Source organism: Streptomyces filamentosus, assembly GCF_014654895.1.
GTDB classification, from domain to species: domain Bacteria; phylum Actinomycetota; class Actinomycetes; order Streptomycetales; family Streptomycetaceae; genus Streptomyces; species Streptomyces filamentosus.
Window position 1 is genome coordinate 553,714 of sequence record NZ_BNBE01000004.1, and the last position, 21,160, is coordinate 574,873.

General features: G+C 74.6%; 17 protein-coding genes. 9 read left to right on the forward strand and 8 right to left on the reverse strand.

Annotated features, from left to right (window positions below; all coding sequences use genetic code 11):
- Positions 1-46: 46 nt before the first annotated feature.
- Positions 47-862, reverse strand: coding sequence for an alpha/beta fold hydrolase (locus IE326_RS36285; RefSeq protein ID WP_150234006.1), 816 nt, complete (start codon positions 860-862; stop codon positions 47-49).
- Between the two features lie 261 nt (positions 863-1,123).
- Here IE326_RS36285 and katG point away from each other — a divergent pair, with 261 nt between their 5' ends.
- Positions 1,124-3,313: a catalase/peroxidase HPI gene (katG, locus tag IE326_RS36290; protein WP_190044609.1), complete on the forward strand. Its 2,190-nt coding sequence runs from the start codon at positions 1,124-1,126 to the stop codon at positions 3,311-3,313.
- A 143-nt stretch (positions 3,314-3,456) separates the two neighbouring features.
- On the opposite strand, the gene IE326_RS36295 is transcribed toward katG, so the two are convergent.
- Complete coding sequence (locus IE326_RS36295) at positions 3,457-3,756, reverse strand: hypothetical protein (protein ID WP_150234008.1); 300 nt, start codon at positions 3,754-3,756, stop codon at positions 3,457-3,459.
- A gap of 157 nt (positions 3,757-3,913) precedes the next feature.
- On the opposite strand from IE326_RS36295, the gene IE326_RS36300 reads away from it, so the two are divergent.
- A complete protein-coding gene (locus IE326_RS36300) occupies positions 3,914-5,149 on the forward strand; it encodes an ROK family transcriptional regulator (protein WP_150234010.1) in 1,236 nt (411 codons plus the stop codon).
- Positions 5,150-5,182: 33 nt separating this feature from the next.
- Here IE326_RS36300 and IE326_RS41780 read toward each other — a convergent pair whose 3' ends face one another.
- Complete coding sequence (locus IE326_RS41780) at positions 5,183-6,649, reverse strand: TerD family protein (RefSeq protein WP_190044610.1); 1,467 nt, start codon at positions 6,647-6,649, stop codon at positions 5,183-5,185.
- A gap of 175 nt (positions 6,650-6,824) precedes the next feature.
- Here IE326_RS41780 and IE326_RS36310 point away from each other — a divergent pair, with 175 nt between their 5' ends.
- The 5 genes from IE326_RS36310 to IE326_RS36330 all read left to right on the forward strand — a co-directional run bounded on the left by IE326_RS36310 (position 6,825) and on the right by IE326_RS36330 (position 11,436).
- Complete coding sequence (locus IE326_RS36310) at positions 6,825-7,457, forward strand: RNA polymerase sigma factor (protein ID WP_190044611.1); 633 nt, start codon at positions 6,825-6,827, stop codon at positions 7,455-7,457.
- On the forward strand, positions 7,454-8,521 hold the full coding sequence (locus IE326_RS36315; RefSeq protein ID WP_190044612.1) for a CU044_5270 family protein: 1,068 nt from the start codon (positions 7,454-7,456) through the stop codon (positions 8,519-8,521). The genes IE326_RS36310 and IE326_RS36315 overlap by 4 nt, the downstream gene beginning before the upstream one ends.
- Before the next feature lie 121 nt (positions 8,522-8,642).
- On the forward strand, positions 8,643-9,164 hold the full coding sequence (locus IE326_RS36320) for an SRPBCC family protein (protein ID WP_229915830.1): 522 nt from the start codon (positions 8,643-8,645) through the stop codon (positions 9,162-9,164).
- A gap of 169 nt (positions 9,165-9,333) precedes the next feature.
- On the forward strand, positions 9,334-9,813 hold the full coding sequence (locus IE326_RS36325; protein WP_170313949.1) for a carboxymuconolactone decarboxylase family protein: 480 nt from the start codon (positions 9,334-9,336) through the stop codon (positions 9,811-9,813).
- A 102-nt stretch (positions 9,814-9,915) separates the two neighbouring features.
- Positions 9,916-11,436, forward strand: a complete 1,521-nt coding sequence (locus IE326_RS36330) for a SulP family inorganic anion transporter (protein WP_190044614.1) — start codon at positions 9,916-9,918, stop codon at positions 11,434-11,436.
- Between the two features lie 257 nt (positions 11,437-11,693).
- Here IE326_RS36330 and IE326_RS36335 read toward each other — a convergent pair whose 3' ends face one another.
- On the reverse strand, positions 11,694-12,089 hold the full coding sequence (locus IE326_RS36335) for a VOC family protein (RefSeq protein ID WP_150234021.1): 396 nt from the start codon (positions 12,087-12,089) through the stop codon (positions 11,694-11,696).
- 377 nt (positions 12,090-12,466) lie between these two features.
- Between IE326_RS36335 and IE326_RS36340 the strand changes: the two genes are divergently transcribed.
- Entirely contained in the window at positions 12,467-14,026 is a 1,560-nt protein-coding gene (locus IE326_RS36340) for a pectate lyase family protein (RefSeq protein WP_190044615.1), read from the forward strand.
- 15 nt (positions 14,027-14,041) lie between these two features.
- Here the strand turns inward: IE326_RS36340 and arcA are convergent, their stop codons facing one another.
- The 4 genes from arcA to IE326_RS36360 all read right to left on the reverse strand — a co-directional run bounded on the left by arcA (position 14,042) and on the right by IE326_RS36360 (position 19,967).
- Positions 14,042-15,304: an arginine deiminase gene (arcA, locus tag IE326_RS36345; RefSeq protein WP_150234024.1), complete on the reverse strand. Its 1,263-nt coding sequence runs from the start codon at positions 15,302-15,304 to the stop codon at positions 14,042-14,044.
- A gap of 38 nt (positions 15,305-15,342) precedes the next feature.
- Positions 15,343-16,803, reverse strand: a complete 1,461-nt coding sequence (locus IE326_RS36350; protein ID WP_190044616.1) for a basic amino acid/polyamine antiporter — start codon at positions 16,801-16,803, stop codon at positions 15,343-15,345.
- Positions 16,804-16,988: 185 nt separating this feature from the next.
- Positions 16,989-18,620: an adenosine deaminase family protein gene (locus IE326_RS36355; RefSeq protein WP_150234028.1), complete on the reverse strand. Its 1,632-nt coding sequence runs from the start codon at positions 18,618-18,620 to the stop codon at positions 16,989-16,991.
- A gap of 168 nt (positions 18,621-18,788) precedes the next feature.
- Positions 18,789-19,967, reverse strand: a complete 1,179-nt coding sequence (locus tag IE326_RS36360) for an alpha-hydroxy-acid oxidizing protein (protein WP_190044617.1) — start codon at positions 19,965-19,967, stop codon at positions 18,789-18,791.
- 149 nt (positions 19,968-20,116) lie between these two features.
- Between IE326_RS36360 and IE326_RS36365 the strand changes: the two genes are divergently transcribed.
- Complete coding sequence (locus IE326_RS36365) at positions 20,117-21,157, forward strand: aminoglycoside phosphotransferase family protein (protein WP_190044618.1); 1,041 nt, start codon at positions 20,117-20,119, stop codon at positions 21,155-21,157.
- The last annotated feature ends 3 nt before the right edge of the window (positions 21,158-21,160 follow it).

Genomic DNA, 21,160 nt, shown 5'->3' on the forward strand with positions numbered 1-21,160 from the left:
GATTTTCCGGCCCCGGGCCGCCCCGGCGGCCGCCGGCGGGCCCCGGTCAGCCGCGCAGCGCGGCGGTGAAGGCGACGAGTTCGCGCGCGACCCGCTCCGGGTCCTCCCAGTACACGACGTGCCCGGCGCCCTCGTGGACGAGGAACCGGGAGTCGGGGATCGCGTCGAGGATCACCTGCTGGTCCGAACGGGTGAGGAGGGGGTCGCGGTCGCCCCAGACGACGAGGGTGGGGACGAGGATCCCGGTGAGCGTGGCGGCGAGGTCGGTCTCCAGGAGGCCGCGCAGCGTCTCGCGCCACACCCGGGCCGGGACCTTCAGGCTCTCGCCGACCATCGTCTCCAGGAAGCCGGGTGCCACCCCCGCCACGCCGAGCCCCCGGACGAACCCGTCCGCGAAGTCCCGGTCCACGGGGTCCTCCAGCGCCCGGACGGCCTCCCGGAAGCCGGTGACGCCGGGCTTGTCGGCGAGCAGCGCCGGGACGCCCAGCAGGACGAGCCCGGCGATCCGGTCGGGTCGCCGGCCGGCGACGATCCGGGCCTGGACGCCGCCGCTCGACCCGCCGACGAGGACGGCCCGTTCGACGCCGAGGTGGTCGAGGAGGGCGACGAGGTCGTCGGCGAAGTCCTCGGGGAGGTAGCCCTCCGCGGGCTTGTCCGCGTCGCCGTGTCCGCGCTGGGTGGGCGCGTAGGCGTGCAGCGCGGACGGCAGGGCCCGCAGCACCGGTTCGAAGGTCCACCAGGAGTCGGCGTAGCCGTGGACGAGGACCAGCGGGGGACGGTCGCCGGGGCGCCCGGCCTCCGCGTACGGCAGCGTCGGGCGGCCGCCGCCGAGGACGGCGCGGTGCACGGCGACGACGGCCACGGGGCCTCCTCGTCCTCTCGCCTTCCCGGACCACGGACTTTCCCAGCGTAGGGACGCCTTTCCGGCCGTTCAACAGGAACGCCGTCCGCCGGACGGCGGCCTTTCCGGTGAATTCCGCGCGGCCCGGTCCTGCGTGTTCGCGTGGTCCGGGCGACCCCGGTGCGCGACCATACGGACGCCGTCGCGGAAATCCCCGCCGGCGGCCGGAAAGGCCGAGAAAGACCACGCGCGAAGAACACCCAGACAGGAAGAAGGCCGTACGTGACCGGCAGTGAGAGCGAGAACCCCGCAATTCCCTCCCCCAGCCCCGCGCAGACCCGTCCCCGGTCCAACCGGGACTGGTGGCCCGAACAGCTGGACCTGCGGGTACTCCATCGGAACGACCCCCAGTCCGACCCGCTGGACCGGGGCTTCGACTACGCGAAGGAGTTCTCGGGCCTCGACGTCGAGGAGCTGAAGAGGGACGTCGTCGCGCTGATGACGGATTCGCAGGAATGGTGGCCCGCGGACTACGGCCACTACGGCCCGCTCTTCATCCGGATGAGCTGGCACGCGGCGGGCACCTATCGGATCGCCGACGGCCGGGGCGGCGGCGGAAGCGGCGCCCAGCGATTCGCGCCGCTGAACAGCTGGCCGGACAACGCGAGCCTCGACAAGGCGCGCCGGCTCCTGTGGCCGGTCAAGCAGAAGTACGGTCAGAAGATCTCCTGGGCCGACCTTCTGGTTTTCGCGGGGAACTGCGCGATGGAATCCATGGGATTCAAGACCTTCGGATTCGGATTCGGCCGCGAGGACATCTGGGAGCCGGAGGAGATCTTCTGGGGGCCGGAGGACACCTGGCTCGGCGACGAGCGCTACAGCGGCGACCGCGAGCTGAAGGGCCCGCTCGGCGCGGTCCAGATGGGCCTCATCTACGTCAACCCCGAGGGCCCCAACGGCAACCCGGACCCGCTGGCCGCCGCCCGCGACATCCGCGAGACCTTCCGCCGCATGGCGATGAACGACGAGGAGACCGTCGCCCTCATCGTCGGCGGACACACCTTCGGCAAGTGCCACGGGGCCGTGGACCCGCAGTACATCGGCCCGGAGCCGGAGGCCGCCCCGATCGAGCAGCAGGGCCTCGGCTGGAAGAACGCGTCCGGCACCGGCACCGGCGGCGACGCGCTCACCAGCGGCCTGGAGGGCGCCTGGACCGACCACCCCACCAGGTGGGACAACGGCTTCCTCGACAACCTCTTCCGGTACGAGTGGGAGCTGACCACCAGCCCCGCCGGCGCCCGGCAGTGGAAGCCGGTCGACCCGGCGGCCCAGGACACCGTCCCCGACGCGCACGACCCGTCGAAGCGGCACGCCCCGATGATGCTGACGACCGACCTGGCGCTGCGGACGGACCCGGTGTACGAGCCGATCTCCCGCCGCTACCACGAGAACCCCGACCTGCTCGCGGACGCCTACGCCCGCGCCTGGTACAAGCTGCTCCACCGCGACATGGGCCCCCTGTCGCGCTACCTCGGCCCGTGGGTGCCGGAGCCGCAGCTGTGGCAGGACCCGGTGCCGCCGGTCGACCACGACCTGATCGGGGACGAGGACATCGCCGCCCTCAAGGAGCGGATCCTCTCCTCGGGGCGGACCGTGCCCCAACTGGTCACCACCGCCTGGGCGTCGGCGGCGAGCTTCCGCGGCACCGACAAGCGGGGCGGCGCCAACGGCGCGCGGATCAGGCTCGCCCCGCAGAAGGACTGGGCGGTCAACGACCTGCCCGACGTGACGGAGACGATCCGGGTCCTGGACGGCATCCGGGAGGAGTTCGCCGCCGGCCGGAGCGACGGCGTCCGCGTCTCGCTCGCCGACCTGATCGTCCTGGGCGGCTGCGCGGCGGTCGAGCGGGCCGCCCGGGACGCCGGGCACGAGGTGACCGTGCCGTTCACCCCCGGCCGGACGGACGCCGTCCAGGAGCAGACGGACGTGGAGTCCTTCTCGGTCCTCGAACCGCGCGCCGACGGCTTCCGCAACTACCTGCGCCCCGGCGAGAAGCTGTCGCCGGAGACGCTGCTGCTCGACCGGGCGAGCATGCTCACCCTGACGGCGCCGGAGATGACGGCGCTGATCGGCGGCATGCGGGCGCTCGACACCGGGCACGGCGGGGTGCGCCACGGCGTGTTCACCGACCGTCCGGGCACGCTGACCACCGACTTCTTCGTCAACCTGCTCGACATGGGGACGGAGTGGAAGGTCTCGGAGAAGGACGAGAACGTGTACGAGGGCCGGGACCGGGCCACCGGGGAGCGGAAGTGGACGGGCACCGCCGTCGACCTCGTCTTCGGTTCCCACTCCCAGCTGCGGGCCCTGGCGGAGGTGTACGCGTCGAAGGACGCGGACGGGAAGTTCGTCCGTGACTTCGTCGCCGCCTGGTCGAAGGTGATGGAGCTGGACCGCTTCGACCTGCGCTGACCCCGCCCTCCCGCGGACGCGGACCGGCGCCCGGACGGTCGTGCTGCGACCGTCCGGGCGCCGGGGGGGGCACAGGGGACGCCGGAGCCGTACGGGACGCCGGGCGGGGCGGCCCGGGCGGGCGCGGCCCAGGTGGAGACGGCTCAGGTGGAGACGGCGGGGAGCAGGCCGAGCACCGGCGCCGCCTGGTCGGTGAGCTGGTGCAGCTGGTGGAGTTCGCTGACCCGGCTCAGTCCGCCGAGCTGCTCGCGGAAGCCGGGGTAGTCGGCCCTGGCCTCCTCCGTCATGCCGGTGGTGGCGAGGTCGTCCAGTTCGGCGATCGGGCTGATCGGCGGGCCGAGCGGACCGGCGGGGGCGGCGACGGCCTGTGTGGCGGCGCCGCCGAGGCAGGAGAACGCGGCGGCGACGGCGAGGACCGAGGAGATGCGTCGAGGTGAGGTCACACCCTCACAACGGAACGTTCCGCCCTGGGACACGCACCGCTCGCCGCCGTCCTCCGAACGGGCCACGTCCCCGCCCCCGCCCCGCCCCCTCCGTACCCCCGGAAACGCGCTGTAGGCTGTGCGTTCGAACCGAGGCCGACCCGCGTGCGGAGGGCAAGTGACCGAGCTCGTCCGGGGGACGCCGGGACTCGTGCGGGCGGTGAACGACCGGGCCGCGCTCCATCTGCTGCTCCGGCGGGGGCCGCTCACCCGGCCCGAGATCAGCCGGCTGACGGGGCTGTCCAAGCCCACCGCCTCCCAGGTGCTGGCCCGGCTCGAAGGAGCCGGTCTGGTGGTCGGGAACGGGCTGCGGACCGGGATGCCGGGGCGGGTGCCGGAGACGTACCGGGTCAATCCGGCGGCCGGGTACGTCGTCGCCGTGGACGTGACGCCGGAGTGGATCGCGGTGCGGGCCGCCGACATCACCGGGACGGTGCTCGGCGGGACCGAGGTGCCGGCGCCCGCGGGGGCGGGGCGGGAGGCGCTGGTGGAGGGGCTGCGCGCGGCGCTCGCGCGGGTTCCGGTGCCGGCGCCGCCGAGGCGGGTCGTCGTCGGGGTGCAGGGCGCGGTGGACCCGACGACCGGGCGGCTCGCGTACGCCAGCGAGGAGGACATGGCGGCCTGGCTCTTCCCCGACGTGGAGCGGACGCTCGGCGAGGCCCTCGGGCTGCCCGTGCGGATCGAGAACGACGTGAACCTCGCGGCCGTCGCCGAGCGGGCGCACGCGGCGGCCGACTGCCCGGACTTCGTCCTGCTGTGGGCGGACGAGGGGCTGGGCGCGGCCCTGGTCATCGGCGGGCGGCTGCACCGGGGGCACTTCGGCGGCGCGGGCGAGGTGGGCTATCTGCCGCTCCCGGGCGCGCCGACCGCCCGGGAGGCCGGGGACCGCTACGGGCGGCACGGCTACCAGGAGCTGGCGGGCGGGGACGCCGTACGGGAGGTGCTGCGCGCGCACGGCGTGCCGGGCGCGGACTTCGCGGAGGCGGTCGCCGAGGCGGTGCGCCGGGCCGGGGAGACGGAGGACGGCGACGGGAACGGGGAGCGGGACGGGGGTGCGGCGGCCCGGGCGGGGCTCGGACTGGTGGCGGCCCGGCTCGCCACCGGTCTCGCGTCCATCGTGACCGTGGTCGACCCCGGCCTTGTCGTCCTGGCGGGCCGGCTCTGCGCGGCGGGCGGCGAGCCGCTGCGGGCGCTGGTCGAGCGGGAGTTGCGGGTGCTGTCCCATTCGCGGGCCCGGATCCGGCTGTCGTCGGTGACGGGGAACCCGGTCCTCGCCGGGGCGCTCGACCTCGCGCTGACCGCCGCCCGCGAGGAGGTCTTCGGCGGGCCGCCACCGGTCGGTCCCGCCTTCTGAACTCGCCCGGCGGGCAGTCTTCCTGATGCTCCGTCAGCGACGGGGGAACCACCCCCTGCGCTCGGCCGGGGACGGGCCCTGTCCCTGCCAGGGGTTCGCGGGGCCGCTGTGCGGCTGGACGCGCTTGAGGCGGGCGCGCCACGGGCCGTCCGCCATCTCGAACTCGACGACGAGCGGGCCTTCGGTCAGCGGCACCGTCTCGCGCCGCTTGCCGATCTCGTTGACCACGTTCTTCCTGCGCGGGAGGGTGGCGGAGTCCTCGTGCCCGGCCAGTTCGTAGACGTGGACGATGAGGTTGTCGTCGCCCCGGTAGCGGATCGCGAGGTCGGCGACGCCGCCGGTGTGCAGCAGCACGTCGGGGCCCCGGAAGTCCGCCTCCTCCTCGGTGAGCCGCCGCGCGGAGGCGAGCGGCGAGACCTCCATCCGCCACTGCCCCTCGGCCTCCAGCCGGAGCCGCAGCGTGCCGCCGGCGGGGACGGTGGCGAGCACCCGGCCGAAGTAGCGGTCCTCGGTGCTGTTGACCAGGTTGTCCTTCTTCTTGTTGAGCCGGTCGAGGACCCACAGGCCCGTGTACCCGGCGTCCGGGACCTCCAACTGGACGACGACGGGCCCCGGCGGCAGCCCTTCCACCGTGATCACGTCGTTGTCGCGGCCGGTCTCCGTGTACGGCGGGAACACCGGCCCGTACGTCCACGCGTCGCTCTGACTCGGCGTCAGCGGAGCGACGCGGGCGGGGGCTTGGGCTCCGTGTCCGGGCTGCGGCGGACCGTAGCCCGGCCCCGCCGGATACTGCTGCGGTACGGGAGCCGGGACGGGGGCGGGTACGGGGACGGCCCCGGGCGGTGCGAAGGCGACGGGCGCGGCGGGCGCGGGCGGCGGGGCGAAGCCCGGTACGGGCGCGGCGGGTCCGGGAGCCGGGGGCGGCGGCGCGAAGGCCGGGGCCGAGGGCCCGGGAGCCGGGGCGGGGGCCTGGGGCGCGGCGGCGGGAGCGGCGGGGGCCGGGGCGCCCGCGACGTGGACGCCGTGGTCGGTGGCCAGGCCCTCCAGGCCGCTGGCCCAGCCCTGCCCGACCGCACGGAACTTCCAGCCGCCGGCCCTCCGGTAGAGCTCGGCGAGGACCATCGCGGTCTCCCCCGCCGCGTCCGTCACCTCGTAGTGGGCGACGGAGGTGCCGTCGGGGGCGTACGCCTCCACGGAGAGCCCGGTCGCGTCGCGCAGGGCGCCGTGCTCGGCGGAGCCGACGACGAGGACGCGGGCGACGCCCTCCTCGACCGCCGGGAGGGCGACCTCCAGCCACTCGGTGCCCGCCCGGTCCCGGGTCAGCCGGACGGCGCCGGACGGGTGCGCGGTCCGGCCGTGGAAGACCACGTCGGCGTCGCCCCGCACGAGGCCCTGCCCGGTGAGGAGGAGCGCCATGGCGTCCACGCCCCGGCCGCGCACGGCGATCCGCAGCGGCACCGACGGCACGAAGCCGTTGCCCCCCTTGATCAGCGTCGTCATCCCGCCCCGGCCTTCCCCTCGTGTCCCCGCCCCGGTCGATCGAGGAAGATCCTCCGTGACGTGCGCCCCGGGGACAAGTACCCCCGGTGGCCGCGCCGGAGCGGCCACCGGGGGGCAGCTGTGGCGTGCGTCACGTTACGGGAACCGGTCCGGTCCGGCCGGACAGTCCGATGTCATGGAGACGAGTGTGCGTGCCCGAATACGAGCGGGGGACCCCGATGCGTTCGGATCCCTCTTCGACGACTACGCGCGGGCGGTGCACCACCACGCCTTCCGGCTGACGGGCGACTGGTCCACGGCCGAGGACGTGCTGTCGCTGACGTTCCTGGAGGCGTGGCGGCTGCGGGGGTCGGTGGACCCGGACGGCGGGTCCCTGCGGCCGTGGCTGCTGGGGATCGCCACCAACGTCGTGCGCAACACCCGCCGGGCCGCCCGGCGTCACGAGGCGGCCGTGAGCCGCCTGCCGCGGGAGGAGGCGCTGCCGGACTTCGCCGACGACCTGGTCGGCCGGATCGACGACGCCGAGCGGGTCGCGGCGCTGCGGGCGGCGCTCTCCCGGCTGCGGCGTCCCGAGCGCGAGGTGGTCGTCCTCTGCGTCTGGTCGGGCCTGGACTACGCGGGCGCCGCCGAGGCGCTGGGCGTCCCGGTGGGAACCGTGCGGTCGCGGCTCTCCCGTGCCCGCAAGAAGCTCCACAAGTACGCCGGTTCCGGCCCGTCGCCCCGGGACGGGAACCCGGACCACGGCCGCGGACAGACAGACGGTGACCGCGTTTCCGCGGCCCGGCCCACCCACGAGGAGAACCGATGAGCATCGACCCCAAGCGGCCCGAACCGGCCGAACGGGAGGAGCTGGCACGGCTGTTGCCGCTCGCGCCCGAGCGAGAGCTGTCCGGCCGTCACCAGCGGGCGCTCAGGGACCAGTTGCTGCGCGAGTTCCGGCAGGACTCCGCCGGTGGCGCCCGGCCCCGGCTCAAGGTCCGGCACCTGAAGGTCGCGGCCCTCCCGCTGGCCGCGGGCGCCCTGGCCCTCACGCTGGCGACGAGCGGCGTGTTCGGCCAGGAGGGCGGCACCACCGTGTCGGGCACCGGCACCACGGCCGCCCCCGGCGGGAAGGCGCCCGCGACGACGGCCGCCGCCGTGGTCCTCCTGGACCGCATCGCCACCGTCGCCGCGTCCCGGCCCGCGTTCACCGTCCGCGACGACCAGTACGTCTACGTCGCGAGCAAGGTGGCCTGGTCCGTGCAGACCGACGACGACCCCTTGATGCGCCTGGACACGCCCCACAGCCGGAAGGTCTGGTTCTCGGTCGACGGCAGCCGCGCCGGCCTGCTCCACGAGAAGGGCAAGCGGATCCCGCTCGGCGGCGACCTGGACAAGGACGGGAACCCCGTCCCCGGCGACGAGCCGGGCAACCCCTCGCCCAACCTCAACAATCCCACCTACCGCTACCTGGAGACGCTGCCCACCGACCCCGAGGCCCTCCTGGAGAAGATCTACGACGAGACCGCGGGGTCCGGTCCCGGCCCCGACCAGGAGGCGTTCGTGACCATCGGCGACCTGCTGCGCGAGCAGATCGCCCCGCCGGAGGTCAGCGCCGCCCTCTACAAGGCCGCGGCCCTCGTCCCCGGCGTCACGGTCGTGGACGACTCGGTCGACGCGGCCGGCCGGCACGGCGTCGCCGTGGCCCGGGTGCACGCCGGACAGCGCACCGAGTGGATCTTCGACCGGAGGACCCTGGAGTTCCTCGGCGAGCGGGGCGTCATGCTGGAGGACTCCCCGGAGGGCAGGCGGGGCCAGATCACCGCGACCACCGCGATCCTGAAGCGCGGGATCACGGACCGGCCCGGTGAGCTGCCGGCCCGCACCGGCTGATCCCGGTCCCCGGTCCGCGGCAGCCGGCCGCGGACCGGGGCCCTCGCTTGTGCCCCGCCCGGTGCGGGGCACACGCTGGAGGGGGCGGCGGGTCCCCCGGCCGCCCGAGGAGGTGGCGACGGTGCTGCACGACACGGTCCGGGTGAACGCCCCGCTGCGGCAGGTGTACGACCAGTGGACGCGGTTCGAGGAGTTCCCCCGCTTCATGCACGGCGTGGTGGCGGTGGAGCGCACCGGCGCCCGGCACCTGCACTGGCGGACGAACATCGCCGGCGTCCGGCGGGATTTCGACGCGGAGATCGTCGACCAGCTGCCGGACGAGCGGATCGCCTGGCGGTCCGTGGGCGGCGGGGTCCACCAGCGGGGCGTGGTCACCTTCACGCCGGTCGACGCCCGGCACACGCGCGTGCGGCTCGCGATGGAGGTGGAGCCCGAGGGGGTGACGGAGCGGGCCGCCGCCGCGCTCGGCATCGTGTCCGCCCGGGTCTCCGGCGACCTCCAGCGCTTCAAGCACTTCGTCGAGGACCGCCACGCGGCGACCGGGGCGGAACGCGGCCGCATCCGCCCCTCCGAGGCGACCGGCCCGCAGCCCGCCGGGGGCGGCGCCCCGGAGGCCCCCGGGCGCGGCACCCCGCCCGCCTGAGCGCGCCCTCGTACGCCCGCCCGGGCCCCCCGCCCGAGCGCGCCCGGCCGCTCGCCCGAGTGCGCTCCTCACCCACCCGCCCACTTTTGGTTCGACTTTCAACCACATTTCGGGGGATGATGGGGCCGCGCACCGCGGCAGGCGCGGGACGACGGTGAAGGAGCGGACAGTGAGCGACGCCGTGGAGGCATCGGCCGGGCAGCGGATCTTCGTCGACAAGCAGCACCCCGACGCGTACAAGGCCTTCGTCCGGGCGGCCCAGACGGTCCGGGCCGCGACCGACGCCGCCGGGCTGGACCGGATCCTGGTCGAGCTGGTCAACCTGCGCGTGTCCCAGCTCAACGGCTGCGCCTACTGCCTCGACGTGCACACCCGCGCCGCCCTCGCCGCCGGGGAGACCCCCCGCCGCCTGGGCGTGCTCGCCGCCTGGCGGGACACCCTGCTCTTCACCCCGCGCGAGCGGGCCGCCCTCGCCCTCGCCGAGGCCACCACGCACCCCTCCGAGGCGGACGCGCAGGAGCGGGCGTACGCCGAGGCCCGCGGGGTCCTGGACGACACGGAGCTCTCCGCCGTGATCTGGGTCGCCATCACCATCAACGCCTTCAACCGGGTGTCGATCCTCAGCAAGCACCCGGTGCGGGAGGGCTGACGGGAGACCCCGGGAGGCGAACAGGTGAGCGAAGGAGCGGGCGGGAAGCGGGTAAGGTCTCCGGGGCTCCCTCCCGCCCTCTCGCACGACAGGCCCGTCTCCTTGCCCTCCGCCGCCACCCCCACCCCGACCTCCTCCCCCTCCCCCACCACCCCCGCGCCGCCCCGCCGCCGGCTCCCCGGGCCCGACTGGCTGCGCGACCCGAGGGTGTGGCGCACCGAGGTCCTGGCGGGGCTCGTCGTCGCCCTGGCGCTGATCCCCGAGGCCATCGCCTTCTCGGTGATCGCCGGGGTCGATCCGGCGCTCGGCCTCTTCGCCTCCTTCACGATGGCCGTCACCACGGCGGTCGTCGGCGGCCGCCGGGCCATGATCTCGGCCGCCACCGGGGCCGTCGCGCTCGTCATCGCCCCGGTCAACCGCGAGCACGGCGTCGAGTTCCTGATCGCCACGGTGATCCTCGCCGGCGTCTTCCAGATGGTGCTCGGGGCCCTGGGGGTGGCGAAGCTGATGCGGTTCGTCCCGCGGCCGGTCCTGATCGGTTCGGTGAACTCGCTGGCCGCCCTGGTCTTCCTCGCCCAGCTGCCCGAGACCCGGAACGTGCCGGCGGCCGTGTACGGGCTGATCGCCGCCGGGATCGTCCTGCTGGTGCTCCTCCCGAGGGTGACCCGGGTGGTGCCCGCCCCGCTCGTCACGATCACCGCCCTCACGCTGGTCACGGTCGCCGCCGGGATCGCGGTGCCGACCGTCGGCGACCGGGGCGCGCTGCCCTCCGCACTCCCCGTGCCGGGCCTGCCCGACGTCCCCTTCACGGCGGGCACGCTGGCGACGATCGCCCCGTACGCCTTCGCCGTCGCCCTCGTCGGGCTGATGGAGTCGCTGCTCACGGCGAAGCTCGTCGACGACCTCACCGACACCCCGTCGAACAAGACCCGCGAGTCGATCGGCCAGGGCGTCGCGAACGTCGTCACCGGCCTGTTCGGCGGGATGGGCGGCTGTGCGGTGATCGGCCAGACGATGATGAACGTGAAGGTCGCGGGTGCCCGCACCCGGCTCTCCACCTTCCTCTCCGGCGCCTTCCTGATGGTGCTGTGCGTCGTGCTGGGTCCGGTGGTCTCGCGGATCCCGATGGCCGCGCTGGTGGCGGTCATGGTGATGGTGTCGGTCGCGGCCTTCGACTGGGAGTCGGTCGCCCCGCGCACCCTGCGGCGGATGCCGGTCGGGGAGACCGTCGTCATGCTGGTCACCCTGGGCTGCGTGGTGGTCTCCCACAACCTCGCCGTCGGCGTCGTCGTCGGCTCGGTCACCGCCGCGCTCGTCTTCGCCCGGCGGACGGCCCGGCGCGTCACCGTCACCACGGTCGCCGGACCGGACGGGACGAGCGTGCTCCACCGGGTCTCGGGCGAGCTGTTCTTCGCCTCCTCCGAGGCGTTCGCCGACCACTTCGACCCGGCCGGCGACCCGGACCGGGTGGTGATCGACCTGTCGTCCGCCCGCGTGTCGGACACCTCGGCGGTCGCCGCGCTGGACGCCGTCGAGGCGGCGTACCGACGGCACGGCAAGACCGTCGAGATCACCGGCCTCGACCCCGCCGGCGCCGACCTGCGCGACCGCCTCCACGGCTGAGGCACCGGGCCCCGAAGGCCCGCGGGGCCCGCACGCCGGGGGACCTGCCCGCCAGAGGGCCCGTGCGCCTCGGCCGAGCCGCCCCTCAGGAGGTGCGGGCGCGCGCCGTGACGGCCGTCGCCGTGCGGGGCGGAGCCGTGGTCCGCGCCCTCCGGGAGGCGGCCGGACGCGGAGGCGGGCGGCGGCGGTCCAGGTGTCGTCGGTCACGGCGGGACCCGTCGGACCGGCGGGGGCGCCGGCCCGACGGGTCCCGGAGCCTACCGCTCCGCGTCCGGGAGGTCCTGCGGGTACCAGCGGAGTTCGACGGTGTTGCCGTCCGGGTCCTTCACGTAGACGGACTGGGCCGAGCCGCGGGCGCCCCAGCGCGGGACGGGGCCCTCCACGACGTCGAAGGCGCCGGAGTCGAGGACCTCCTGCCAGTCGAGCGGGTCGACGACGAGACAGATGTGGTCCACGTTGGACTCGCCCCGGGGGCGGGAGAACAGGTCGATGACGCTGCCCTCGTCGATCCGGACCGAGGGGAACGGCACCTTCCCGGCCCGCCACTCCTCGACCCGCTCCGGCGCGAGGCCCAGGGGGCCGGTGTAGAAGGCGAGGGCGCGCTCGACGTCGGTGACGTTGAGGACGAGGTGGTCGAAGGCTTTCACGCGCATGCGGTGTCTCCCGTGTTCCCGTTCGATGATGCGGTGCGTACGGGGTGGTGACCCGTGGACGTCCCCGTACGGACACGCCCTCCGCCCCGGCCCCGCGTCGTGGACGCGCCGGCCGGTCCGCACCTCCCCCGTGCGGGTACGTGCCTATCACGGCAGGGTCGCCCCGCCCCAGCGGTTTGCCGGCCCGACGTCAGGTCCCGGCGCGGGGATCGCGCTTCCCGGTCCTGTCCGATGTCTTGTCAGGCGCTCGCCCCGCCCCTATCGTCACCCCGCAGAAAGCGCTTTCTAGCGCTTTCGGTCCAAGGGACGGGACCCCACGACGACACGTCGCGCGCCGCCACGGGGCGGCGCGGACGCCAACGAGAAGGCAGGCGAGCATGGGACGACGCTCCCCCTCCACGCGACTCCGGGCGGCCCTGGCCGCCCTGGCGGTCGCGGCCGCCACCGGCGCGGTCCTGACCGTCCCCGAGGCCACGGCCGCGACCACCGCGGCGGGCGCCACCGGTTACGCGAGCCAGAACGGCGGCACCACCGGCGGCGCCGGCGGGCAGACCGTCCGGGCCACCACCGGCACCGAGATCCACGCGGCCCTCTGCGGCCGCGCCTCCAGCAGCACCCCGCTCACCATCCAGGTGGAGGGGACGATCAACCACGCCAACACCGCCAAGGTGTCGGGGGACAGCTGCAACACCGCCGCGGGCGTCATCGAGCTGAAGCAGATCAGCAACGTGACGATCGTCGGCGTGGGCGCGGGCGCCGTCTTCGACCAGGTCGGCATCCACATCCGCGAGTCGAGCAACATCATCGTCCAGAACGTCACCGTCCGGAACGTCAAGAAGTCCGGATCGCCGACCTCCAACGGCGGCGACGCCATCGGCATGGAGAGCGACGTCCGCAACGTCTGGGTGGACCACGTCACCCTGGAGGCGTCCGGCGGCGAGGCCGAGGGCTTCGACGGCCTCTTCGACATGAAGGACAACACGCAGTACGTCACGCTCTCCTACAGCGTGCTGCGCAACTCCGGGCGCGGCGGCCTGGTCGGCTCCAGCGAGACGGAGCTGAGCAACGGCTTCATCACCTACCACCACAACCTGTACGAGAACATCGACTCGCGCGCGCCCCTGCTGCGCGGCGGCATCGCCCACATGTACGACAACCACTACCGGCGGCTGAACGAGTCGGGCATCAACTCCCGCGCGGGCGCCCGCGCCAAGGTGGAGAACAACTACTTCGAGGACTCCAAGGACGTCCTCGGCACCTTCTACACCGACGCGGCCGGCTACTGGCAGGTCGCCGGGAACGTCTTCGACAACGTGACCTGGTCGCCCAAGGGCACCGACTACAACCCCGCGGGCCCGAACCCGGTCTCCAACACCACCGTGTCCGTCCCCTACGCCTACACCCCGGACAGCGCCTCCTGCGTCCCCGACGTGGTGGCCCGCACGGCCGGCGCGGGCAAGGGCCTGCTGGTCTCGGACGGCTCCTGCACCCCGCAGACGCCGAGCCCGACGCCGACGCCCACCGCCCCCACCACCGCCCCCACGCCCACCCCGACGGCCACCGCCACCCCGCCGTCCGGCACCAACCTCAGCATCGGCGCCGGCGCGGACGGCTCCAGCAAGGCCGACGGGACCAGCTACGGCAACGTCCGCGACGGCAGCCTCGCCACCTACTGGTCGCCGGCCGGCACCACCGGCTCCGTCTCGGTCAAGTGGGGCGCCCCGACGACGATCTCGTCGGTGCGGATCCGCGAGGCCGCCGGGGCGGGCACCGTCACCGGCTGGCGGCTGCTGAACGCCGACACCGGCGCCGTGCTCTCCACCGGGAGCGCGGCCGGCACGGTCTCCTTCCCCGCGACCTCGCTCGCCAAGGTCACCTTCGAGATCACCTCCGCCACCGGCACCCCGCGCGTCGCCGAGTTCGAGACGTACGCGTAGCGGTCCCGGGCGCGTTCAGAAGTCCACCGGGTCGCGGACGAGGGGGCAGGTCATGCAGTGGCCGCCGCCCCGTCCGCGGCCCAGCTCCGCGCCCACGATGGTGATGACCTCGATGCCCGCCTTCCGCAGCAGCGTGTTGGTCTGGGTGTTGCGGTCGTAGGTGAAGACCACGCCCGGCTCCAGGGCGACGGCGTTGTTGCCGCTGTCCCACTGCTGGCGCTCGGAGGCGTAGACGTCGCCGCCGGTCTCGATGACCCGGAGCCCCGGCAGGCCGAGGGCCTTGGCGACGACGTCCGTGAAGGGCGTGTCGCCCTCGTCGGTGATCTCCACTCCCGGGGCCCGGTCGGAGGGGCGCAGCGAGAAGCTGTGGATCGCGTCCACGATCCTCGGGTAGAGGGTGACGACGTCCCGGTCGGCGAAGGTGAAGACGGTGTCGAGGTGCATGGCCGAGCGGAGCCTGGGCATGCCGGCGACGACGACGTGCTCAGCGGCGCCCCGCTCGAAGAGGGCGCGGGCGACCTGGGTGACGGCCTGCCGGGAGGTGCGCTCGCTCATGCCCATGAGGACGACGCCGTTGCCGACGGGCATGATGTCGCCGCCCTCGAAGGTGGCCTGGCCCCAGTCCCGTTCGGGGTCGCCCCACCAGACGGTGGCGTCCCGGTAGTCGGGGTGGAAGGTGTAGACCGCCTTCATCAGCAGGGTCTCGCCGTGCCGGGCGGGCCAGTAGAGCGGGTTCAGGGTGACGCCGCCGTACAGCCAGCAGGTGGTGTCGCGGGTGTAGAGGGTGTTGGGGAGCGGCGGCATCAGGTACTCGCGGGTGCCGGTCGCCTCGCGGGCGAGCGCCACGTACGGCGAGCGGTGCTCCTCGGGCAGGTCGGCGGTGGACAGTCCGCCGATGAGGTACTCGGCGAGTTCCCGGGGCGCGATCGAGTCCAGGAAGGCCCGGGTGCCGTCGATGAGGCCGAGGCCGACCTCGTTGGCGACGATCTTCCGGTCGAGGAGCCAGTCCCTGGCCTCCGGGATCGCCATCGTCTCGGTGAGCAGGTTGTGCAGCTCGACGACCTCGACCCCGCGCTGGACCAGTTTGTTGACGAAGTCGGCGTGGTCGCGCTGGGCGTTCTCCACCCACATGACGTCGTCGAAGAGGAGGTCGTCGGAGTTGGTCGGGGTGAGCCGGCGGTGGGCGAGGCCCGGTGAGCAGACGAGGACCTTGCGGAGCCGGCCGACCTCGGAGTGGACGCCGAGCGGACGGGCGGCCTGAGGGGTTTCGGGGTTCATCGCCGGCCTTTCCTGAGGGGGGCGGGGTGCGGGGGCGTTCACAGTTCGATCCAGCCGGTGGCGAGGGCGACGACGCCGACGGCGGCTCCGGCGACCGAGACGGCGCAGACGACCGCCTCCCGGGGCGAGAAGAGGCGCCGGCCCTGCTCGCGGCGGGCCTTGGCGAAGAGCAGGGTGGCGGGGGCGTAGAGGATGAGGGACACGAGGACGAACTTGAGCCCGGCCGCGTACAGCAGGAAGGCCGTGTAGAGGGTGGCGGCGGCCGCGAAGACGAGTTCGCGGCGGGTGCCCCTCCCTTCCACGCGGTTCTCCCGGGGCCGCAGCGCGATCTTGAGGGCGAAGGCGGCGGCGAGGAGGAAGGGGATGAGGCTGAGGGCGCTGGTCAGGTCGAGGGCGAAGTTGAAGGCGTCGTCGGAGAAGGCGGTGACGACGAGGACGACCTGGCTGAGGGCGGTGGTCATGAGGAGGGCGGGGACGGGGACGTCGTCGGCGGTGGAGCGGCCGAGGAAGCGGGGCATGTCGTCGTCCCGGGCGGCGACGAAGAGGACTTCGGCGGCCATCAGGGTCCAGGCGAGGTAGGCGCCGAGGACGGAGACGACGAGGCCGACGCTGACGAAGACCTTGCCCCAGGTGCCGACGGCCGCCTCCAGGACGCCGGCCATGGAGGGCTGGCGCAGTTCGGCGATCTCGCTCATGGGCAGGATGCCGTACGACACGATGGTGACCGAGGCGAAGACGGCGAAGACGCTGAGGAAGCCCAGGACCGTGGCGCGGCCGACGTCCTCGCGGCGCCTGGCGTGCCGGGAGTAGACGCTGGCGCCCTCGACGCCGAGGAAGACGAAGACGGTGGCGAGCATGGTGCCGCGGACCTGGTCGAAGAGGGAGCCCGCGTAGTCGGCGCCGCCGAAGTTCTCGGCGAAGACGGCGGGCTCGAAGCAGAAGAGGGCGAGGAGGACGAAGACGAGGATGGGCACGATCTTGGCGACCGTGACGATCCGGTTGATCGCCGCCGCCTCCTTGACCCCGCGCCGGACGAGCAGGAAGAAGCCCCACAGGCCGGCCGAGGAGAGGACGAGCGCGAGGGCGGTGTCCCCGTCGCCGAGGGCGGGCACGACGGCGCCGGCCGTGGACATGATGAGGACCCAGTAGGTGACGTTGCCGACGCAGGCGCTGGCCCAGTAGCCGAAGGCGGAGAAGAAGCCGAGGTACTCCCCGAAGCCCGCCTTGGCGTACGCGTACACGCCGGCGTCCAGGTCGGGGCGGCGCACGGCGAGCGCCTGGAAGACGAACGCGAGCGTGAGCATGCCGACGCCGGCGACGGCCCAGGCGATGAGCGCGCCCGCGACGCCGGTCTCCTGGGCGAAGCGCCGGGGCAGCGAGAAGACGCCGGCGCCGACCATGGAGCCGACGACCATCGCGGTGAGGGTGAGCAGGCTGAGCCTGACCGCCGGCGCGGCGCCGGCGGAGCTGGTCGGGGCACTGGGTTCCGCTGCGGTCATGGGCGTACCTCGCCCTCGTCCTCGCGCCGCGGTTCGGCGCGCGGACGAGGGGGCGTCGGGGCGACCCGACTCTAGCCCGGGCCGACACCTTCCGCCCTTTTTGTCCGGTCGTGTCAGGGGGCTCCCGTACCTGCCGGAGCGCCCGGCCCCGTGAACGGGGCCGGGCGCTCGAAGGGGCAGGGGGGTCAGCGGACCGGGGTGGCGTGGGAAGCCTCGAAGGCGGCGAAGGCGGCCTCCTGACGCCATTCGAGGGACGCCTTCGGGCTGCCCTCGACGAGGCGGCGGCAGGCGGTGGAGCGGACCGGGACGCCGGGGCGCTCGCCGCGGCAGGCGGGGACGGTCCGGTAGCCCTCGGCGGTCGGGTTGCCGCGCCACAGGCTCGGGCCGGGGACGAAGGCGTACTCCAGCGAGGCGCGGGCCAGGTCCTTCAGCTCCGGGTACGACAGGCCGTAGGTGCGGGCCGCGTACCGGTATTCGTGGGTGATGTCGATCCGGGACACGCCCGGGTCGTCGGTCGCGAGCACCACCGGCACGCCGTAGGAGCGGTACGTCTCGAAGGGGTGGTCGGCACCGCTCACGCCGAGGATCTGGGCGTTGCTGGTGAAGGGCACCTCGACGGCGACCTCGCGGGCGGCCATGGTGCGGGCGGTGCCCTGCCAGTCGTCCTCGTGGACGAGGTCCACGCCGTGGCCGACGCGCTCGGTGCGGGCCGTGCCGACGGCGTCGGCGATGTGGAAGGCGAGGTCCTCGGGCTTGACCAGGCCGGGCCACAGCTCGCCCGCGTGCAGGGTGACGTGGGCGCGGGGGTGGACGCCGCGGAGGTGGGCGAGCATCCGCATCTGGAGGCGGTAGTTCTTCAGCGAGCTGTCCCAGTCCTCCGGCTGGACCAGGTTGACGGCGACGAAGCGCTCGTCGCGCTCGGCCAGCCACATGCCGAGCGCCATCTGGGTGAAGACCCGCTCGGGGGAGCTGCCGCGCGAGACCTGGGAGATCCAGCGGACGGTGAGGCCGCAGGCGGGCCGCTCGCGCTCGGTGCCGCAGCGGGCCGCCGCGCGGAACTCGGCGTCGCCGGCGTCGGCCTCCTCGATCGCCTCCTTCACCAGGGCGTCGAGCCGGCCGCCGGCCGTGAGCTTCTTGTACAGGGCGTCGAGGTCCGGGTCCCAGCCGACGTCGGCGGCCAGCTTCTTCGCGCCCTCGGACGCCGGGCTGACCATCGTCTCCAGGTAGGACTGGTTCTGCGTGGCGACCTCGTCGGCGAACGAGGCCAGCAGCTTGCCGCGGTGGCGCCACGTCACCTCGCCGAACTTGCCGAAGGTGTCGAAGAAGTGGTCGTGGCCGTTGCCGCCGGCCGGGAAGTCCTGCATGGACCAGGCGCGGACGAGCGCGTCGTGGAAGGCGCGGTCGGTGCGGGCGTCGGCGGCCGGGCGGGTGCCGGGGCCGCAGGGCGGGGCGACCGCGGTCATCGTGGCGGTGTCGACGCAGAGCCCGTCCTCGGCGGCGAGCTCGATCAGGTATTCGGTGGAGACGGCTCCGGAGAGGTGGTTGTGGAGCTCACCGCCCTTGGGCATCGACCGGAAGAACTCCCCGAGGGAGGCGGGCTGTTCGCGTACGGACCGCAGGTAGGCGTCGGTGCGGGCCTCGCCGGGGGTCGGCACCCGGGGCGCGGCGGCGGGCCCGGCGGCCGGGAGGTCCCGGGCGGGGACGCCGGAGGCGGGGAGGGCGGAGGCGGGGAGGGCGGCGCTCAGCGACAGCAGGCCGAGCGCGGCCACGGCGGCCGGGAGGAGGCGGCGCGCGGCGGATCGAGGGGGTGTGGTCACACGGGCATGATCGTGAACTCCCGGCGGTCTCCGGGGCCGATGCCCCGCGCTGCCGGGCCGGACCACCCGACCGAGTGAGCGGATCCTCCTCGAACGAGTGGTCCCTGTCGGCGCGTTCGAGTGCCCCGGAGGCCGGCGGCGGGGTCCGGCCCGTCCGGGGGGCTCGGCTCACAGGCGGCGGAGGGCTCCGGGGGCGCGCAGGTCGGCGAGGGAGGGGTAGCCGTCGACGGCCATGAGCAGGTCCGCCTCGGCGAGGAGGGAGCGGAGGACGTGGACGACGCCGTCCTCGCCGCCGACCGCCAGGCCGTACGCGTACGGGCGGCCGACGCCGACGGCGGTGGCGCCGAGGGCGAGCGCCTTCACGACGTCCGCGCCGGTGCGGACGCCGGAGTCGAAGAGGACCGGCAGTCCTCCGGCGGCCTCGACGACGCCGGGGAGGGCGTCCAGGGCGGGCAGGCCGCCGTCCGCCTGCCGGCCGCCGTGGTTGGAGCAGTACACGGCGTCCACGCCGCCGTCGCGGGCCCGGCGCACGTCCTCGGGGTGGCACAGGCCCTTGAGGATCAGCGGCAGGTCGGTGAGGGAGCGCAGCCACGGCAGGTCGGCCCAGGTGAGGGGGTTGCCGAAGACGCCGACCCATTCGAGGATCGCGGCGCCGGGGTCCTCCTCGGGCGTCTTGGCGAGGCGGGCCCGGAAGACGGGGTCGGAGGTGTAGTTGGCGAGGCAGTGCCCGCGCAGCTGCGGGAAGTTGCTCGTGGCGAGGTCGCGGGGGCGCCAGCCGGTGACCCAGGTGTCGAGGGTGACGACGATCCCCCGGAACCCGGCGGCCTCGGCCCGGCGCACCAGGCTCTCGGCGAGGTCGCGGTCGGTCGGCGTGTACAGCTGGAAGAAGCCGGGGGTGTCGCCGAACTCCGCGGCGACCCGCTCCATCGGGTCCACGCTCAGCGTGGAGGCGACCATGGGGACTCCGGTGCGGCGGGCCGCGCGGGCGGCGGCGAGGTCGCCGTGGCCGTCCTGGGCGCAGAGTCCGAGGACCCCGACCGGTGCCATGAACAGCGGGGAGGGCAGGCGGAGTCCGAAGAGGTCGACGCCGAGGTCCCGCCGGACGGCGCCGACCATCATCCTCGGGACCAGGCCCCACTTCCCGAAGGCGGTGACGTTCGCCCGCTGGGTGGACTCGTCGCCGGCGCCGCCCGCCACGTACGACAGCACGGACGGCGGCAGCGCGGCGGCGGCCCTGGCCTCCAGCTCGGCGTGGCTCATGGGGAGGGAGGGGAGGACGCCGCCGAGTCCGGCGAGGTAGATCTCGTTCTGGTAGTCGCCGTAACGCCCGCCGAACGCGCCGCTCATCGTGGCCCCGCCTTCCCTCGCCGCCTCCGACCGGGCCCGTCCCGGCCGCCGGTGGCGCCCACGGTGCCAGGCCGGGGGCCGCCGCGCCATGGCCGGGCGTGCGGCATATTCCGGTGCGTCCGGGAGGGGGCGGGTGGTGCAATCGCGGGATGCGGACGAACGGCGGACCGGCGGCGGGGGCAGAGGGCGTGGAGACGGTGGTGGACCGGGGGCGGTTCCCGGACGCGGTGACCCCGTGGGACGACGGGGAATGGCGGCGGGAGACGCTGGGCTGGGCCGGGGAGGTCCTGGCGGGGCACGGACTCGCGGAGACCGGTCCGCGCGAGGTGCGGGTGCGCCCGTGGTCGGTCCTGGTCCGCTTCCGCACCGGCGGCGGCGGGCGGGACGCGGTCTGGCTGAAGGCGGGCGCCCCGTCCAACGCCTTCGAGGCGGGGCTCGCGGGGGCGCTCGCCGCGTGGGTGCCGGAGCACGTGATGGCGCCGCTGGCGGTGGACGCGGGGCGGGGCCTGGCGCTGCTGCCCGACGGCGGGCCGCTGTTCCGGGGGCTCCTCGACGAGGGCGCGGCGGGCCCCGGGGCGTGGACGGCGGCGCTCGGACGGTACGCGGAGATGCAGCGGCGGCTCGTCCCGTACGCGGACCGGCTCGGCGGCCTCGGGGTGCCGGGGGCGCGGACCCGGGACCTCCCGGACGCCTTCGACGCGCTCGTCGCCGCCAACCCCCTCTTCGACGCCGACGAGCGCGCCGCGCTGCTGCGGCGAAGGCCGCTCCTCGTCGAGCTGTGCGCCGAGCTCGACGCGTACGGGCTGCCGGACTCGCTCGACCACTGCGACCTGCACGACGGGCAGATCCTCTCCCCGGCGCCCGGCCGCTTCACCTTCTTCGACTGGGGCGACGCCTCCGTGGCGCACCCCTTCGGCAGCCTCCTGGTCCCGTTCCGCGCGGTGCGGGAGCGGTACGGCCCCGGGCACGCGGCGGCGATGGTCGACGCGTACCTGGAGCGGTGGTCCGGGCTCGGCCCGTCGGCGGCGGAGCTGCGGCGGGCCGCGGCCCTGGCGGTCCGGCTGGCGGCGCTGGGGCGGGCGGGCACCTGGTTCCGGCTCTTCCCCGGGACGCCGCTCGCCGACAGCCACGAGTCGAGCGCCTACTGGCTGCGGGAGCTCTTCGCCGGGGAGTGGCCGCCGGTCCTGTGACGG

Coding starts and splice junctions, on each gene's coding strand:
- IE326_RS41780 (WP_190044610.1), bottom strand. CDS start 6,649: ATGACGACGCTGATCAAGGGGGGCAACGGCTTCGTGCCGTCGGTGCCG.
- IE326_RS36310 (WP_190044611.1), top strand. CDS start 6,825: ATGGAGACGAGTGTGCGTGCCCGAATACGAGCGGGGGACCCCGATGCG.
- IE326_RS36315 (WP_190044612.1), top strand. CDS start 7,454: ATGAGCATCGACCCCAAGCGGCCCGAACCGGCCGAACGGGAGGAGCTG.
- IE326_RS36335 (WP_150234021.1), bottom strand. CDS start 12,089: ATGCGCGTGAAAGCCTTCGACCACCTCGTCCTCAACGTCACCGACGTC.
- IE326_RS36340 (WP_190044615.1), top strand. CDS start 12,467: ATGGGACGACGCTCCCCCTCCACGCGACTCCGGGCGGCCCTGGCCGCC.
- arcA (WP_150234024.1), bottom strand. CDS start 15,304: ATGAACCCCGAAACCCCTCAGGCCGCCCGTCCGCTCGGCGTCCACTCC.
- IE326_RS36350 (WP_190044616.1), bottom strand. CDS start 16,803: ATGACCGCAGCGGAACCCAGTGCCCCGACCAGCTCCGCCGGCGCCGCG.
- IE326_RS36360 (WP_190044617.1), bottom strand. CDS start 19,967: ATGAGCGGCGCGTTCGGCGGGCGTTACGGCGACTACCAGAACGAGATC.
- IE326_RS36365 (WP_190044618.1), top strand. CDS start 20,117: ATGCGGACGAACGGCGGACCGGCGGCGGGGGCAGAGGGCGTGGAGACG.